Source organism: Pseudomonas sp. SWI36, assembly GCF_002948105.1.
GTDB lineage: Bacteria > Pseudomonadota > Gammaproteobacteria > Pseudomonadales > Pseudomonadaceae > Aquipseudomonas > Aquipseudomonas alloputida.
Genome location: NZ_CP026675.1, coordinates 528,526 through 547,185, shown reverse-complemented (window position 1 = coordinate 547,185; position 18,660 = coordinate 528,526). Strand labels below are relative to the sequence as shown.

The 18,660-nt window shown below is 67.6% G+C and carries 1 protein-coding gene; it reads left to right on the top strand.

The window, feature by feature from the left end:
* Nucleotides 1–39: 39 nt before the first annotated feature.
* Nucleotides 40–18,651, top strand: coding sequence for a non-ribosomal peptide synthase/polyketide synthase (locus tag C4Q27_RS02605; protein ID WP_104886413.1), 18,612 nt, complete (start codon nt 40–42; stop codon nt 18,649–18,651).
* Nucleotides 18,652–18,660: the final 9 nt, after the last annotated feature.

Sequence of the window (18,660 nt, the reverse complement as noted above, 5' to 3'; positions counted from 1 at the left end):
GGGCCCCGCCCGATACCTCACTCGTACGGAAGCAATCTGATGAATGCCGAAAAGTCCCTGCTACTGGCCCGCCGTTTCATTGAACTGCCGCAGGAGAAACGCGGCGTGTTCCTCGAGACCCTGGCCAGGGAGGGCATCGACTTTTCCCAGTTCCCCATTCCGGCCGGGGTCCAGGCGCCGGACCGCCAAGGGTTGTCCTATGCCCAGCAGCGCATGTGGGTACTTTGGCAGATGGACCCCCAGGGCGGCGCCTACAACCTGCCAGGCGCGGTGCGTCTGACCGGGCAACTGGACGAGTCCGCGCTGGAGCAGGCGTTCGCCAGCCTGCTGGCGCGTCACCAGAGCCTGACCACAGTATTCGAGGTCCAGCCTGACGACAGTCTGCTCCAGGTCCATCGCCCGGTCGGCGAGGCCTTGATCGAGCGTGTCGACCTGCGTCAGTGGGATGAGGACGAGTGCGAAGCGCAGGTGCGTGCAGAAGCCGAGGCCGAGTCATTGCGTCCATTCGACCTGGCGCAAGGGCCGCTGCTGCGCGTGCGTCTGCTGCGCCTGGCCGAGCAGGAACATGTGCTGCTGTTGACCCTGCATCACATTGTTTCCGACGGTTGGTCGATGAACGTGCTGATCGACGAGTTCAGCCGCTGCTACGACGCCTTCGCCGCTGGCCATGCGCCGCAACTGCCGGACCTGCCGATCCAGTACGTCGACTATGCCCTGTGGCAGCGCCGCTGGCTGGAAGCCGGCGAACTGGCACGGCAGCTGGCGTACTGGCAGGCGCAGTTGGGCGATGAGCAGCCCGTGCTCGAGCTGCCCTTGGATAATGCCCGTCCGGCGACCCCGAGTTTCAGCGGCGAGCGCCGCTCGTTCGCGGTCGATGCGGCCTTGGCCGAGCGGCTGCGCGGCTTCGCCCGCCAGCATAACCTCACGCCGTTCATGGTCATGCTTGGCGCGTTCGGCTTGCTCCTGCAACGCTATACTGGCCAGCCCGACCTGCGTATCGGCAGCCCGGTGGCCAACCGCAACCGCGCCGAAGTCGAAGGGCTGATCGGTTTGTTCGTCAACACCCAGGTGTTGCGTGTGCGGCCGGACGCGCACCTCGATGTGCTGGCCTACCTGCAAGGCATCAAGCAGGTCATACTCGGTGCCCAGGCGCACCAGGACCTGCCATTCGAACGCCTGGTCGAGGCGCTCAAGGTCGAGCGCAGCCTGAGCCATGCGCCGCTGTTCCAGGTGATGTACAACCACCAGCCGCAAGTCGCCGACCTGGCCACCGTGACCCTGGCCTCGGGGCTGCAACTGTCGCCCCTGGCATGGCGCAGCCGCACCACCCAGTTCGACCTGAGCCTGGACACCTACGAGCAGGGTGGCACCCTGCACGCCGCCTTCACCTACGCCAGCGACCTGTTCCAGGCCGCCACCATCGAACGCATGGCGACACACTGGCAGGCCCTGCTGCAGGCCCTGGTCAGCCAGCCGCACAGCGCGCTGTGGCAGCTGCCGATGCTCGATGACGCCAGCCGTCGCACAGTGCTGGAGGATTGGAACGCCACCGCCCGCGATTATCCGCTCGGGCGCGGCGTGCACCAGCTGTTCGAGGATCAGGTGCGCCACGCGCCAGACGCCCCGGCGCTGGTGTTCGGTGATACCGCGCTCAGCTATGCGCAGCTCGATGCCCGCGCCAACCGCCTGGCTCACTTCCTGCGTGTGCAAGGCGCCGGAGCCGACAGCCTGGTGGGTATCAGCGTGCTGCGCAGCGTAGAAATGGTCGTCGGGCTGATGGCGATCCTCAAGGCCGGTGCGGCTTACGTGCCGCTGGATCCGGAATACCCCGAGGAGCGCCTGGCCTACATGATCGAGGACAGCGGCATTCGCCTGCTGCTGACCCAGCAGGCGCTGCAGGGCAGCCTGCCGGTGCCCGGTGACGTGCAGTGCATCGCCCTGGACCAACTGACGCTGGACGACCAGCCAGACAGCCCGCCCCAGGTGGCGAACGACCCACGGCAGCTGGCCTATGTCATCTATACCTCCGGCTCTACCGGCCGGCCGAAAGGCGCCGGCAACAGCCATGAAGCCCTGGCCAACCGCCTGCACTGGATGCAGGAAGCCTATGGCCTGGGCGCCGGTGACACGGTGCTGCAGAAGACCCCGTTCAGCTTCGACGTCTCGGTCTGGGAGTTCTTCTGGCCGCTGATGACCGGTGCTCGGCTGGCCGTGGCCGCACCCGGTGACCACCGGGATCCGACGCGCCTGATCGAGACCATTCGTCGCCATCAGGTCAGCACCCTGCATTTCGTGCCCTCGATGCTCCAGGCCTTCATCCACGAGCCCGGTGTCGAGACCTGCGACAGCCTGCGCCGCATCGTCTGCAGCGGCGAGGCATTGCCGGTGGATGCGCAGCTGCAGGTGTTCGGCAAGCTGCCGGCGGCGGCGCTGTACAACCTCTACGGCCCCACCGAGGCGGCTATCGACGTCACGCACTGGACCTGCATCGACGAAGGCCGCGACAGCGTGCCCATCGGCCAGCCCATCGCCAACATCCGCACCTATGTGCTCGATGCTGGCCTCGAGCCGGTGGCGCCGGGCGTTGCCGGCGAACTCTATCTGGGTGGCATTGGCCTGGCCCGTGGTTACCACCGGCGTCCGGGGTTGACCGCCGAGCGCTTCGTTGCCGACCCCTTCGTTGTCGGACAGCGTCTGTACCGTACCGGCGACCGGGTTCGCCAGCGTGTGGATGGCGTGATCGAGTACTTGGGGCGTTTCGATCATCAAGTGAAAATCCGTGGCCTGCGCATCGAACTGGGCGAGATCGAGGCGCGCCTGGCCCAGCATGCCTGGGTGCGCGAGGCCGTGGTGTTGGCGCTGGACGGCAAGCAACTGGTGGCCTACCTGGTGCTCGATGAAACGCCAGACGGCTGGCAGCAAGGGCTCAAGGACTGGCTGCTGCAGGCACTACCGGAATTCATGGTGCCCAGCCACCTGATGCCGCTGGAGCACTTCCCGCTGACCCCCAACGGCAAGCTTGACCGCAAGGCCCTGCCGCAACCGGATGCCGCTCCGCGCGGCGCCTACGTGGCGCCGCAAACCGATGTGCAGCGTACCCTGGCGCAGGTCTGGAGCGAGGTGCTGGGCGTGGCCGAGGTCGGTCTGGACGACAACTTCTTCGAGCTGGGCGGCGATTCGATCATCGCCATCCAGGTGGTTGGCCGCGCTCGACGCCAGGGCCTGCAGTTCAGCCCGCGCGACCTGTTCCAGTTCCAGACCGTGCGCGGCCTGGCCGGCGCGGTCGGACGCCAGCCATCGTTGACGGTTGAGCAGGCGCCGGCCACCGGCGAGGTGGCGCTTAGCCCTGTGCAGCGACATTTCTTCGAACAGGCCATTGCGGTCCGCCAGCACTGGAATCAATCATTGCTGCTCGGCGCCCGGCAACCGTTGCAGGCCCAGGCGCTGGTCGATGCCTTGGGCGATGTGGTCAACCACCATGACGCCCTGCGGCTGCGCTTCGAGCCCGCCGCCGAAGGCTGGCGGCAGCACTATGGCGCGCCGGTCGCGCAGGTCGAGCTGTGGCAGCGCCAGGCTGCGGATGCCCAGGCGCTGACGACGCTCTGCGACGATGCCCAGCGCAGCCTCGACCTGGGCAGTGGACCGCTGTTGCGCGCCATGCTGGTCGACTTGCCGCAAGGCGAGCAGCGCCTGTTGCTGGTCATCCACCACCTGGTGGTCGACGGCGTGTCCTGGCGTATTCTCCTGGAGGACCTGGAGCAGGCTTATGCCCAGCGCCTGGCCGGGCAGCCGCTGTCGCTGGCGCCGCGCACCAGCAGCTACCAGGCCTGGTCTGCGCAACTGCACGAGCAGGTGCCGGCGTTCCTCGGACAATTGCCCTACTGGCAAGCGCAGCGCGGCGATGGCGCACTGCCGTGCGACAGGCCGGACGCGCCGGTGAGCAACCGCCATGGGGCCAAACTGGCGTCGCGTCTGTCCCGCGAGCGCACCCGTCAGTTGCTGCAGGTCGCGCCCGCAGCCTATCGCACCCAGGTCAACGACCTGCTGCTGACCGCCCTGGCACGTGTCATCTGCCAATGGAGCGGCAGCCAGGCGGCGCTGGTGCAGCTGGAGGGGCATGGCCGCGAAGAGCTGTTCGACGGCATCGACCTGACCCGCAGCGTCGGCTGGTTCACCAGCCTCTATCCACTGCGCCTGGCCCCACGCGCCGATCATGGCGACTCGATCAAGGCCATCAAGGAACAGCTGCGCGCGGTGCCGGACAAAGGCATGGGCTACGGCGTACTGCGTTACCTGGGTGACGCCTCGGTGCGGGAGGCCCTGGCGACGCTCGACGCGCCGCGCATCACCTTCAACTATCTGGGCCAGTTCGACAGCCAGTTCGATGCCCAGGCCTTGCTGGCGCCGGCCACCGAGCGCGGTGGCGACGGCCAGGACCCGGACGCGCCGCTGGCCAACTGGCTGACCCTGGAAGGACAGGTCTACAACGGCGAGCTGTCGCTGCAATGGGGCTTCAGCCTGGCGATGTTCGACACCGACACGATCCAGGCGCTGGCCACGGCCTATGACCAGGAGCTGGAGGCGCTCATCGAGCACTGCCTGGGCGTGCCTGCCGGGCAACCGTCGCCGTCGGACTTCCCGTTGGCGCGCATTACTCAGGCGCAACTGGATGCATTGCCGGTGCCCGGCCACGAGATCGAAGACCTCTACCCGTTGTCGCCCATGCAGCAGGGCATGTTCTTCCACTCGCTGTATGAAACCCAGGGCGGCGCCTACATCAACCAGTTGCGCCTGGATATCGGCGGCCTGGACCTGGAACGCTTCGGCGAGGCCTGGCAGGCGGCCCTGGCGCGTCACGAGATCCTGCGCAGCAGCATTCACTGGCAGGGCCTGGACAGTGCCCACCAGATCGTCCAGCGTCAGTTGCCACTGCCGCTGCGCATCGTCGACGAACCTGCGGCAGACCTCGATGCACTGGCTCGGGCCGAGCACGAAGCGGGTTTCGACCTGTCCCGCGCACCCTTGTTCAGGCTGCTGCTGGTGCGTACCGGGGCCGACGACTGGCACCTGGTCTACACCTGCCATCACATCCTCCTGGATGGCTGGAGCAATGCCCAGCTACTGGCCCAGGTGATCCAGCACTACGTCGGCGAGCGCACGTCAGCGCCGGCCGGCCGTTTCCATGATTACCTGGCGTGGCTGCAACGCCAGGACGCCAGTGCCGGCGAGCGTTTCTGGAAAGCCCGTCTCGGCGCCTTGCAGGCGCCGACGCTGCTCGCCCAGGCCCTGCGTCGCCCCGCCGACGCGCAAGGCGAGGGTGAGTACCTCGCCCGCCTCGACGCCGCGCAGACCGCCGAACTGGAGCGTTTTGCCCGTCAGCACAAGGTGACCTTGAACACGCTGTTCCAGGCGGCCTGGGGGCTGTTGCTACAGCGCCTGACCGGGCAAGCCTGCGTGGCCTTCGGCGCCACGGTGTCCGGACGCTCGGCGCCATTGCCGGGCATCGACGACCAGCTCGGGTTGTTCATCAATACCTTGCCGGTGCTGATCGATGCCGCGCCTGATCGCCAGGTGGCCGGTTACCTGGCCGACGTGCAGGACTTCAACCTGGGCCTGCGTGAATTCGAGCATGTGCCGCTGTATGCCATCCAGGGGTGGGCTGGCCAGCAGGGCGCGGCGCTGTTCGACAGCCTGCTGGTGTTCGAGAACTTCCCGGTGGCCGAGGCGCTGCGCCAGGGCGCGCCTGCCGGCCTGCGTTTCGGCGCGGTGAGCAATCACGAGCGCACCCACTACCCGCTGACCATCGGCATCGAGCTCGGTGATGGGGTGAGCCTGGCGTTCGGCTACGACCCTGCGCTGTTCGCGGCAGAGCAGGTGGGTCAGCTGTGCGCCGGGCTACGTCAGGTGCTGGCGCAGATGGTCGCCACGCCGGCGGCGCCGGTAGGCGCGCTGGGCCTGCTCGACGATCAGGGGCAGGCCGAGGTGCTTGGCTTCAGCCAAGGCCGCGCACTGGCGTTGCCGAGCCAGGAACTGGTTCACCAGCGTATCGCGGCACAGGCCGCGCGCCAGCCACAGGCCTTGGCCTTGCAATGTGGCGAGCTGCGCCTGAGCTATGGCCAGCTCGATGGCCAGGCCAATCGCCTGGCGCATGCACTGATCGCCGAGGGTGTACGCCCTGGCCAGCGTGTCGGCCTGGCCCTGCGCCGTGGCCCGCAGCTGATCGTCAGCCTGCTTGCCGTGCTCAAGAGCGGCGCGACCTATGTGCCGCTAGATCCGCAGTATCCGCATGAACGGCTGGCCTACATGGTCGAGGACAGCCGTCTGGACCTGTTGTTGTGCGACGACGGCCTGCTGGTCGAGTTGGCGCTGCCGGCGGGGCTGCGCCGCCTGGAGCTGGGGATGTTGGGCGAGCAGGTCGCGCAGTGTGGCGACCACGACCCGGATGTGCAGGTCGCCGCCGAGCAGCTCGCCTATGTCATCTACACCTCCGGTTCCACCGGGCGCCCGAAGGGGGTGGCGATCAGTCATGCGGCACTGCGCGAGTTCAGCTACAGCGCTACCGGCTACTCCCGCCTTGAGCGCGACGACCGGGTGCTGCAGTTCGCCACTTTCAGTTTCGACGGCTTCGTCGAGCAGTGCTATCCGCCACTGTGCGTCGGCGCCGCGCTGATCATGCGTGGCGAGGAACTGTGGGACGCCGATCAGCTGGCGCGGTTGATTGTCGAGCAGGGCGTGACCCTGGCCGACCTGCCGGCCGCCTACTGGCACATGCTGGCCAAGACTTGCGCGGCGCGGCCAGGCCACGGCCTGGGCAAGCTGCGTCAGGTGCACGTGGGCGGCGAGGCCATGTCGGTGGAAGGGTTGCGCCTGTGGCATGCGGCGGGGCTGGGCGGGATCAGCCTGGTCAACACCTATGGCCCGACCGAGGCGACGGTGGTCTCCAGCGTGCATGACTGCCGCCTCGAAGATGCGCAGGACGCGTATGGCGTGCCGATCGGCCAAGCCATCGCCGGCCGCTCGCTGTATGTGCTGGACAGTGCCGGCCAACTGTTGCCCAGCGATGGCGTCGGCGAGCTGTGCATCGGTGCGCCGAACTGCCTGGCGCAGCAATACTTCGACCGCCCGGGGTTGACCGCCGAGCGTTTCCTGCCGGATCCCTTCGCCGAACAGCCTGGCGCACGCCTGTACCGTAGCGGCGACCTGGCGCGTTATACCCAGGCCGGGGTACTGGAGTACGTAGGGCGTATCGATCATCAGGTGAAGATTCGCGGCATGCGTATCGAGATGGGCGAGATCGAGGCCTGCCTGCAAGGGCTGGCGTCGGTGCGCGAGGCGGCGGTGCTGGCCCTCGCCGGGCCGACCGGGCCCCAACTGGTGGCCTACCTGGTCGCTGCTCAGGCCACGCCGTCCGTTGACTGGCTACAGGGCGTACGGGCTGCCTTGGGCCAGGCGCTGCCTGACTACATGATCCCCGCCCACCTGCTGGTGCTGGAACGACTGCCGTTGAACAACAACGGCAAGCTCGACCGCGCGGCGTTGCCGGCGCCGGACTTCAGTGCCGCCCAGCAGGTCTACGAAGCGCCGCGCACGCCGTTGCAAGCACAACTGGCGACGATCTGGGCGCAGGCCTTGCAGGTCGAGCGCGTCGGCCTTGCCGACAGTTTCTTCAGCCTTGGTGGCCACTCGTTGCTGGCGACCGAGGTCATCGCGCGCATTCGCCAAGGGCTCGGGCTCGAAGTGCCCCTGCGGCAGTTGTTCGAGCAGCCGACCCTGGGGGCCTTCGCCGACCGTTGCGCCGAGCTGGGCCAGGGGGCGGCAGCGGCGATTGCGGTATTGCCGCGCACGCCTGCGATGGCCGTGTCCTATGCCCAGGAGCGCCAGTGGTTCCTCTGGCGGCTGGACCCACAGAGCGCCGCCTACAACGTTCCAGCGGCGTTGCGTGTGCGGGGGCCGCTCGAGTTGTCGGCGTTGCAGTCGGCATTCGACCGGGTCATCGCCCGTCACGAACCATTGCGCACCACCTTCGATGACACCACGGGGATACTGCGACAGCATATTCATCCGCACCTGGCGCTGCCAATCGTGATCGAGCACCCAGGCGAGCTGGACGATGTGGCGCTGGCGGCTTGGGTCGATGCCCAGGTGCGGGCGCCATTCGACCTGGTGCGAGGGCCGTTGCTGCGGGTCAAGTTGCTGGCCATGGGCGAGCAGGATCATGTGCTGGTCATCGTCCAGCATCATATCGTTTCCGACGGCGCCTCCCTGGAGGTGTTGGTCGAAGAGCTGCTGCAGGGCTACCACGGCGAACACAGTGCGCCGTTGCCTGTGCAGTACGCCGACTACGCGGCCTGGCAGCGCCAGTGGCTAGACGGTGGCGAGCGTGCGCGCCAGCTCGATTACTGGATGGCGCAGCTGGGCGGTGAGCAGGTCGTGCTCGAGCTGCCGTTCGACCGGCCACGCCCGGCTCAACGGCGCCTGCGTGGTGCCCGCCTGGACTTCCCGCTCGAGGCTGAACTGAGCCATGGCCTGCAACAGTTGGCCAAGACTCAGGATGCTTCCTTGTTCATGTTGCTGCTGGCAGCGTTCCAGGCCTTGCTGCACCGCTACAGCGGCCAGGCCGACATCCGCGTCGGCATACCGGTGGCCAACCGCACTCGGGCTGAAACCGAGCGGCTGATCGGTTTCTTCGTCAATACCCAGGTGATGCGTGCCCAGGTCGATGGCGGGCAGGGCTTTGACGTCCTGTTGCGCCAGACCCGGCAGGCGGCGCTGCAGGCCCAGGCCCACCAGGACCTGCCGTTCGAGCAACTGGTCGAGGCCCTGGCACCGGAACGCAATCTTAGCCACAGCCCCGTGTTCCAGGTGCTGTTCAACCACCAGTACGCTGCGCGCGCCGAGCGGAACTGGGGTGACCTGCGTGTCGAGCCGCTGCATTGGGACAGTGCCACGGCGCAGTTCGACCTGGTGCTGGATACCAGCGAGACCGCGCAGGGGCTGATGGTTTCCCTGGCGTACGACACCGACCTGTTCGAGCGCTCGACCATCGAGCGGCTGTCGACCCACTTCATCAATCTGTTGCAAGGCATCGTCGAGCAACCGCAACAACCGGTGGCCGAACTGCCATTGCTGGCGGCCGCCGAGCGCGAGCGCACCCTGGTCACGTGGAACGCCACCGCTGAACATTACCCGCTGGAGCAGAGCATCCAGCAACTGATCGAAGCCCAGGTGCAGCGCACCCCGGATGCCCCGGCGCTGGCCTTCGGCGAGACGCGCCTGAGCTACGCCCAGCTCAACGCCCGCGCCAACCGCCTGGCCCATCGCCTGATCGCCCTGGGTGTCGGCGCGGATGTGCTGGTGGGCATCGCGGTGGAGCGTTCGGTGGAGATGGTGGTCGGTTTGCTGGCCATCCTCAAGGCCGGTGGCGCCTACGTGCCGCTGGACCCGGAATACCCCGAAGAGCGCCTGCGCTACATGATCGAGGACAGCGGCGTGCAACTGCTGCTGACCCAGAGCCACCTGCAACTGCCGCTGGCCGAAGGCGTGCAGACCCTGGCGCTGGACCTGGAACCGGGCGCCGATGACGCGCGCAACCCGAACGTGGCGGTGGCCCCTGAAAACCTGGCCTATGTGATCTACACCTCCGGCTCCACAGGCCGGCCGAAAGGCGCGGGCAACCGCCATTCGGCCTTGGTCAACCGACTGTGCTGGATGCAGCAGGCCTATCGACTGGATGCCCGCGACAGCGTGTTGCAGAAAACGCCGTTCAGCTTCGACGTGTCGGTGTGGGAGTTCTTCTGGCCCTTGATGACCGGTGCGCGACTGGTGGTTGCTGCACCGGGTGATCACCGCGACCCGGCCCGTCTGGTCGAGCTGATCACCGGCGAAAACATCACCACGCTGCACTTCGTGCCGTCGATGCTCCAGGCGTTCCTGCAAGACAGCGGCGTGCCGCGCTGCACCAGCCTTGCGCGCATCGTCTGCAGTGGCGAAGCGCTGCCGGCCGATGCCCAGCAGCAGGTGTTCGCCAAGCTGCCGAAGGCCGGCCTGTACAACCTGTACGGCCCGACCGAGGCGGCCATCGACGTGACCCACTGGACCTGCCGCGAGGAAGGGCGCGACAGCGTGCCGATCGGCGAGCCGATCGCCAACCTGGCCTGCTACATCCTCGACGCCGAGCTGCAACCGGTGCCGGTGGGCGTGCTGGGCGAGCTGTACCTGGCCGGCGCAGGCCTGGCGCGCGGCTACCACCGCCGCCCGGGGCTGACCGCCGAGCGTTTCGCCGTGAGCCCATACGGCAATGGCGAGCGCATCTACCGCACCGGCGACCTGGCGCGCTACCGCGCGGACGGGGTGATCGAGTATGCCGGGCGTATCGACCACCAGGTCAAGCTGCGTGGTCTGCGCATCGAACTGGGTGAGATCGAGGCGCGCCTGCTGGAACACGACCTGGTGCGTGAAGCCGTGGTGACGGTACCGGACGGCAAGCAGCTGGTCGGTTATGTGGTGCTGACCGGCGAGGCCGCCGATTGGCAGGCACAACTGGCCGAGCATCTGCGCCGTGGCCTGCCGGACTACATGGTGCCGAACCAGTGGCTGGCACTGGACAGCCTGCCGCTGTCGCCCAATGGCAAGCTCGACCGCAAGGCCTTGCCTGCCGTGGATGCCGCGCAATCGCAGCGTGCCTATGTGGCGCCGCAGAGTGAACTGGAACAACAGGTCGCGGCGATCTGGGCGCAGGTGCTGCACTTGGAGCAGGTTGGCCTGGGCGACAACTTCTTCGAACTGGGAGGGCATTCGCTGTTGGCTACCCAGGTGTTCTCGCGTCTGCGCGAGCTAGGCATCGACGCACCGCTCAAGACGCTGTTCGAGCAGGCCAGCCTGCAGGGCTTCGTCGCCAGCCTGCCAGCACCGTCGTTGGCGGCGCGGGCTCCGGCCATCCGGCCGACGCCGCGCGATGCGGCGCTGCCGGTGTCCTATGCCCAGCAACGCCAGTGGTTCCTCTGGCAGCTGGAGCCACACAGCAGCGCCTACCACATCCCCATGGTCCTGCGCCTGAAAGGCAGCCTCGATCGTGCGGCGCTGCAACACAGCTTCAATGCGCTGGTCGAGCGTCATGAGGCCCTGCGTACTCGCTTCGTCGAAAGCGACGAGGGCATCGTCCAGGTGATCGAGCGCTCTGCTGCGCTGGTCATCGCCCATGAACGACTGGCGGACGAGGCGACCCTTCAGGCGCGTGTCGCTGAGGAGATCCGCCAGCCGTTCGACCTGGCCCGCGGCCCGCTGCTGCGGGTCCGTCTGCTGGAGCTGGCGGCCGACGACCAGGTGCTGGTGCTGACTCAGCACCATATCGTCTCGGATGCGGCGTCCATGCAGCTGATGGTCGGCGAACTGATCGATGGCTATGCCCGCCACCGCGAGGGCGATGCCGCCCCACTGCCTGCCCTGGCGCTGCAATATGCCGACTACGCCCGTTGGCAGCGTGAATGGATGGAGGCTGGCGAGCGTGAGCGGCAACTGGCCTACTGGGTCGGGCAACTGGGCAGCGAGCAGGATGTGCTGGCCTTGCCGCTGGACCGCCCGCGTCCTGCCGAGCAGAGCTATCGCGGCGCCCAGCTCGACCTGGCCGTGCCGCCGGCGTTGAAGGACGGTCTCGAGGCGTTGGCCCGCCGCCAGGGCGCGACCCTGTTCATGGTGCTGCTGGCGTCGTTCCAGGCCTTGCTGCATCGCTACAGTGGCCAGCGCGACATCCGCGTCGGCGTGCCGGTGGCCAACCGCAACCGGGTCGAGACCGAAGGGCTGATCGGCTTCTTCGTCAACACCCAGGTACTGCGTGCCGATATCGATCCACGCCAGCCGTTCGGCGTGCTGCTGCAACAGGTGCGTCAGGCTGCGCTGGGCGCCCAGGCGCACCAGGACCTGCCGTTCGAGCAACTGGTGGATGCGCTGGCACCGACCCGCAGCCTCAGCCACAGCCCGTTGTTCCAGGTGATGTTCAACCACCAGGCCGCCGCGCTCGCGCCGGTACGCGCCGTGCCAGGCTTGGCGGTCCAGGCCATGGCCTGGGACAACGACACCACGCAGTTCGACCTGAGCCTGGACACCTGCGAGACCGATGAAGGGCTGAGCGCTTCGCTGATCTACGCCACTGACCTGTTCGACCAGGCCACCATCGTACGCCTGGGTGAGCATTGGCTGAACCTGCTGCAAGGCATCGTCGAGCAACCGCAACAACCGGTGGCCGAACTGCCATTGCTGGCGGCCGCCGAGCGCGAGCGCACCCTGGTCACGTGGAACGCCACCGCTGAAAACTACCCGCTGGAGCAGAGCATCCAGCAACTGATCGAGGCCCAGGTGCAGCGCACCCCGGATGCCCCGGCGCTGGCCTTCGGCGAGACGCGCCTGAGCTACGCCCAGCTCAACGCCCGCGCCAACCGCCTGGCCCATCGCCTGATCGCCCTGGGTGTCGGCGCGGATGTGCTGGTGGGCATCGCGGTGGAGCGTTCGGTGGAGATGGTGGTCGGTTTGCTGGCCATCCTCAAGGCCGGTGGCGCCTACGTGCCGCTGGACCCGGAATACCCCGAAGAGCGCCTGCGCTACATGATCGAGGACAGCGGCGTGCAACTGCTGCTGACCCAGAGCCACCTGCAACTGCCGCTGGCCGAAGGCGTGCAGACCCTGGCGCTGGACCTGGAACCGGGCGCCGATGACGCGCGCAACCCGAACGTGGTGGTGGCCCCTGAAAACCTGGCCTATGTGATCTACACCTCCGGCTCCACAGGCCGGCCGAAAGGCGCGGGCAACCGCCATTCGGCCCTGGTCAACCGACTGTGCTGGATGCAGCAGGCCTATCGACTGGATGCCCGCGACAGCGTGTTGCAGAAAACGCCGTTCAGCTTCGACGTGTCGGTGTGGGAGTTCTTCTGGCCCTTGATGACCGGTGCGCGACTGGTGGTTGCCGCGCCGGGTGAGCATCGTGACCCGGCCCGTCTGGTGGAGCTGATCACCGGCGAAAACATCACCACGCTGCACTTCGTGCCGTCGATGCTCCAGGCGTTCCTGCAAGACAGCGGCGTGCCGCGCTGCACCAGCCTTGCGCGCATCGTCTGCAGTGGCGAAGCGCTGCCGGCCGATGCCCAGCAGCAGGTGTTCGCCAAGCTGCCGAAGGCCGGCCTGTACAACCTGTACGGCCCGACCGAGGCGGCCATCGACGTGACCCACTGGACCTGCCGCGAGGAAGGGCGCGACAGCGTGCCGATCGGCGAGCCGATCGCCAACCTGGCCTGCTACATCCTCGACGCCGAGCTGCAACCGGTGCCGGTGGGCGTGCTGGGCGAGCTGTACCTGGCCGGCGCAGGCCTGGCGCGCGGCTACCACCGCCGCCCGGGGCTGACCGCCGAGCGTTTCGCCGTGAGCCCATACGGCAATGGCGAGCGCATCTACCGCACCGGCGACCTGGCGCGCTACCGCGCGGATGGGGTGATCGAGTACGCCGGGCGTATCGACCACCAGGTCAAGCTACGTGGCCTGCGCATCGAACTGGGTGAGATCGAGGCGCGCCTGCTGGAACACGACCTGGTGCGTGAAGCCGTGGTGACGGTACCGGACGGCAAGCAGCTGGTCGGTTATGTGGTGCTGACCGGCGAAACCGGCGATTGGCAGGCACAACTGGCCGAGCATCTGCGCCGTGGCCTGCCGGACTACATGGTGCCGAACCAGTGGCTGGCACTGGACAGCCTGCCGCTGTCGCCCAATGGCAAGCTCGACCGCAAGGCCTTGCCTGCCGTGGATGCTGCCCTTGTGCAAAAGGTCTATGAGGCACCGGCCAATGCGCGGGAGCACCGTCTGGCCGCAGTCTGGGCCGATGTGTTGCGCCTTGAGCGGGTCGGGGTGAACGACAACTTCTTCGAGCTTGGGGGCGATTCCATCGTCTCGATTCAGGTCGTCGGACGTGCGCGCCAGCAGGGCCTGCACTTCACGCCCAAGGAGCTGTTCCAGCACCAGACCGTGCGCGGCCTGGCAGCGGTGCTGCGCGAAGGCGAGGGAGCGGTGAAGGCCGAGCAAGGTCCGCTGCTCGGGGGCATGCCATTGCTGCCGTTCCAGCAATGGTTCTTCGACCAGCGCATGAGCGAGCCGCAGCACTGGAACCAGTCGCTGTTGCTGCGCGGCACCGAAACGGTGGATGCCAGCGCATTGGAGCAGGCGCTGCTGGCACTGTACGCCCAGCACGACGCCCTGCGCCTGCGCTTTGCCGACGGCAGCGCCGAACACGGTCCGCTGCAACCGGCCCAGCCGTTGCTATGGCGTGCCGCGCTGCGCAGCGCCGAGGAAATCGAGGCGACCTGCGAAGAGGCCCAGCGTAGCCTGGACCTGGCCCAGGGCCCGCTGCTGCGTGCGGTGCTGATCGACCTGGCCGACGGTGGCCAGCGCCTGCTGCTGGTGATCCACCACCTGGTGGTCGATGGCGTGTCCTGGCGCGTGCTGCTGGAAGACCTGCACGATGCCTACCGCCAGGCCCTGGCGGGCAGCACGCCGAAACTGCCGGCCAAGACCAGCGCCTTCAAGACCTGGGGCGAACGCCTGCAGCAGCATGCCGCAAGCCTGGACAGCGAGCTGGCCTACTGGCAAGGGCAACTGGCCGGTGCGCCGCTGGACCTGCCCGAGGCCGAGCTGGGCGCCAGCCTGCAGAACCGTCACCGCCAGAGCGTGCAGGCACGCCTGGATGCCGAGCTGACCCGACGCTTGCTGCAACAGGCCCCGGCGGCCTACCGCACCCAGGTCAACGACCTGCTGCTGACCGCCTTGGCCCGGGTGGTGTGCCGCTGGAGCGGCGCCGATTCGGCGCTGGTGGAGCTGGAAGGCCATGGCCGCGAAGACCTGTTCGACGACATCGACCTGAGCCGTACGGTGGGCTGGTTCACCAGCGCCTACCCGGTGCGCCTGACCCCGGCCGCCGAGCTGGGCGCCTCGATCAAGCAGGTCAAGGAACAGCTGCGCGGCGTGCCGCACAAGGGCATCGGTTTCGGCGCTTTGCGCTACCTGGGCGACGAGGCTGCGCGCGCGAGCCTGGCCGGGCTGCCGGTGCCGCGCATCACCTTCAACTACTTGGGCCAGCTGGATGGCCAGTTCGATGAGCGGGCGCTGTTCGTGCCCGCTGCCGAAAGCGCAGGTGAGGAGCAGAGCCCGCTGGCGCCGCTGGGCAACTGGCTGGTGCTCAATGGCCAGGTGTATGGCGGCGAGCTGAGCCTGGCGTTCAGCTTCAGCGGGCAGATGTTCGCCCGCGCGACCATCGAGCGGCTGGCGCGGGCCTACGAGGCGGAGCTGGCGGCGCTGGTCGAGCACTGCCAGGCGCCGCAAGGGCTGACGCCGTCGGACTTCCCGCTGGCGGGCCTGAGCCAGGCGCAACTCGACGCACTGCCGGTGGCGGTGGCCGAGGTCGAAGACATCTACCCACTGTCGCCGATGCAGCAGGGCATGCTGTTCCATTCCACGTTCGGCGAGAGCGACGGCGACTACATCAATCAGATGCAGGTCGAGGTCGCAGGTCTGGATGTGGCACGCTTCGAGGCGGCTTGGAACGCTGTGCTCCAGGCCCATGACAGTCTGCGTTGTGCCTTCGTCTGGTCCGCCGACCAGGCCCAACCGGTGCAGGTAGTGCTGCGCGAGGCCCGTGTGCCGTTCAGCGAGCTGGACTGGCGCGGTCGTGATGACCTTGCGCTGGCGCTCCCGACACTGGCCGCCGAAGAACGTGGGCGCGGCTTCGATGTGCTGCAGGCGCCATTGCTGCGCCTGGTGCTGGTACGCCTGGAAGATGACCGCCATGCACTGATCTACACCAGCCATCACATCCTCATGGACGGCTGGAGCAATGCGCAACTGCTGGGTGAAGTGCTGCAACGCTACTGTGGCGAGCGGCCCACGCAGGCGGCGGGCCGCTTCGGCGACTACATTGGCTGGCTGCAGCGTCAGGACCGAGCGCAGAGCGAAGCTTTCTGGCGCGAGCAACTGGCCGCACTGGAAGAGCCCACTCGCCTGGCCAGCACCTGTCAACATGTCGGTGTCGATGGCTACGACGAGCACAGCCTGTCGATCGATGCGCAGACCACCGCGCGCCTGGGCCGCTTCGCCCGTGAGCGCAAGGTCACCGTCAACACCTTGGTGCAGGGTGCCTGGGCCTTGTTGCTGCAGCGTCGTGTCGGCCAGGACTGCGTGTCGTTCGGCGCCACCGTGGCCGGGCGACCGGCCGAGCTGGCCGGTATCGAGCAGCAGATCGGCCTGTTCATCAACACCTTGCCGGTGATCGTGCCGTGCACCGCCGGGCAGGCGCTTGGCGACTGGCTGGACGATCTGCAGGCGCTCAACCTGCGCATCCGCGAACAGGAGCACACGCCACTGTTCGACATCCAACGCTGGGCCGGGCAGGGCGGTGACGCGCTGTTCGACAGTCTGCTGGTGTTCGAAAACTACCCGGTGGCCGAGGCCCTGGAGCGTGGTTCGCCCTCGGGGCTGCACTTTGGCCCGGTGCGCACACAGGAGCAGAGCAACTATCCGCTGACCCTGGCGGTCGGCCTGGAGGACAGCCTGTCACTGCGCTGCAGCTATGACCGGCAGGCGTTCAGCGCGGCGATCATCGAGCAGATCGGCCAGCAACTGCGTCACTTGCTGCTGCAGATGCTCGAACAGGGCGCTGAGGCGCCTGTCGAGACCTTGCAATTGCTCGATGATGAGCAACGCCAGGCTGCGGTACAGGCCTGGAATACCGCCCCGGCCACGTTCGCGCCGAGCCAGCCGCTGCATCGCCTGATCGAAGCCCAGGCGGCTCGCGCGCCGCAGGCGCCGGCGCTGGTCTGCGAAGGCGAACAGTTGAGCTACGCCGAGCTGAACCGCCGGGCCAACCGGATCGCCCACGCGCTGATCGCCCGAGGCGTCGGCCCGGACGTGCTGGTGGGCCTGGCCGCGCCGCGTTCGCTGGAGATGGTGGTCGGCCTGCTGGCCATCCTCAAGGCCGGTGGTGCCTACGTGCCGCTGGACCCGGCCTATCCGCTGGATCGCCTGCACTACATGATCGAGGACAGCGGCCTGCAGTTGCTGCTCGGCCAGGGCGACCTCGGGCTGAGCCTGGCGGCGAACGTGCAGGTGCTGGACCTGGCCGCCGACTACGCCGACTACGCTGACTTCGCCGAGGTCAACCCGAACGTTGCGGTGGACCTGGATAACCTGGCCTATGTCATCTACACCTCCGGCTCCACCGGCAAGCCGAAGGGCACCTTGCTGCCGCACCGCAACGTGCTGCGCCTGTTCGAGGCCACGGACGACTGGTTCGGCTTCGGCCCGCAGGACTGCTGGACGCTGTTCCACTCCTATGCCTTCGACTTCTCGGTATGGGAGCTGTTCGGCGCCTTGCTGCATGGTGGTCGCCTGGTGATCGTGCCGCAGGATGTCAGCCGTTCGCCGGAGGCCTTCTACCAACTGCTGTGCGAGCAGCGGGTGACCGTGCTCAACCAGACGCCGTCGGCGTTCCGCCAGCTGATGCAGGTGGCCTGCGCTGAAGGCCAGCGCAGCGACCAGCAGCTGCGCTACGTGGTGTTCGGCGGCGAGGCGCTGGAGGTCGGCAGCCTGCGTCCGTGGTTCGAGCGCTTCGGCGATCGTGCCCCGCAACTGGTCAACATGTACGGCATCACCGAAACCACGGTGCACGTGACCTACCGTCCATTGTCGCTGGCTGACCTGGCGCAGAGCGCGTCGAGCCCGATTGGTGTGCCGATCCCGGACCAGAGCCTGTACGTGCTCGACAGCGACCTCAACCCGGTGGCCGCCGGCTGTGTCGGCGAGCTGTACGTCGGTCGCCAGGGCCTGGCCCGTGGCTACCTCAAGCGCGCCGACCTCAGCGCCACGCGCTTCATTCCCGACCCGTTCGGCGAGAGCGGGGCGCGGCTGTACCGCAGCGGCGACCTGGCACGCTGGCGCGCCGATGGGGTGATCGAGTACGTCGGGCGGATGGACCATCAGGTGAAGATCCGTGGCTTCCGCATCGAGCTGGGCGAGATCCAGGCGCGGCTGCAGGCGCTGCCCCAGGTGCGCGAGGCCGTGGTGCTGGCCCAGGAGGGGGCGAGTGGCACCCAGCTGGTCGGTTACCTGGTGGCCGGGCAAGCGGTGGCGGACCAGGCGATCTGGCGTGAGGCGGTCAAGGCCGCACTGCGCGAAGACCTGCCGGAGTACATGGTGCCGGCGCACCTGCTGCTGCTCGAGCGCATGCCGCTGACCGCCAACGGCAAGCTCGACCGCCGTGCCTTGCCGGCGGCGGATGCCAGCCTGCTGCAACAGGCTTATGTGGCGCCAGTCACTGAACTGGAACAGCAGGTGGCAGGCATCTGGGCTCAGGTGCTGGAGCTGGAGCAAGTAGGCTTGAGCGACAACTTCTTCGAGCTTGGCGGCCATTCGTTGCTGGCCACCCAGGTAGTGCTGCGCCTGCGCGAAGCGCTGGGCCATGAAGTGCCGGTCAAGACGCTGTTCCTGGCCCGCGACCTGGCGGACTTCTGCGAGGCCTTGCAGGCCCTGCAGCCCGCGCTCGATCCACTGCACGATGTTTTGGCTAAATCCTTGGAGGACCTCAATCGTCTAACTGCCGATGATCTTGAAAAACTGATTTCCTAGTGAGGACAC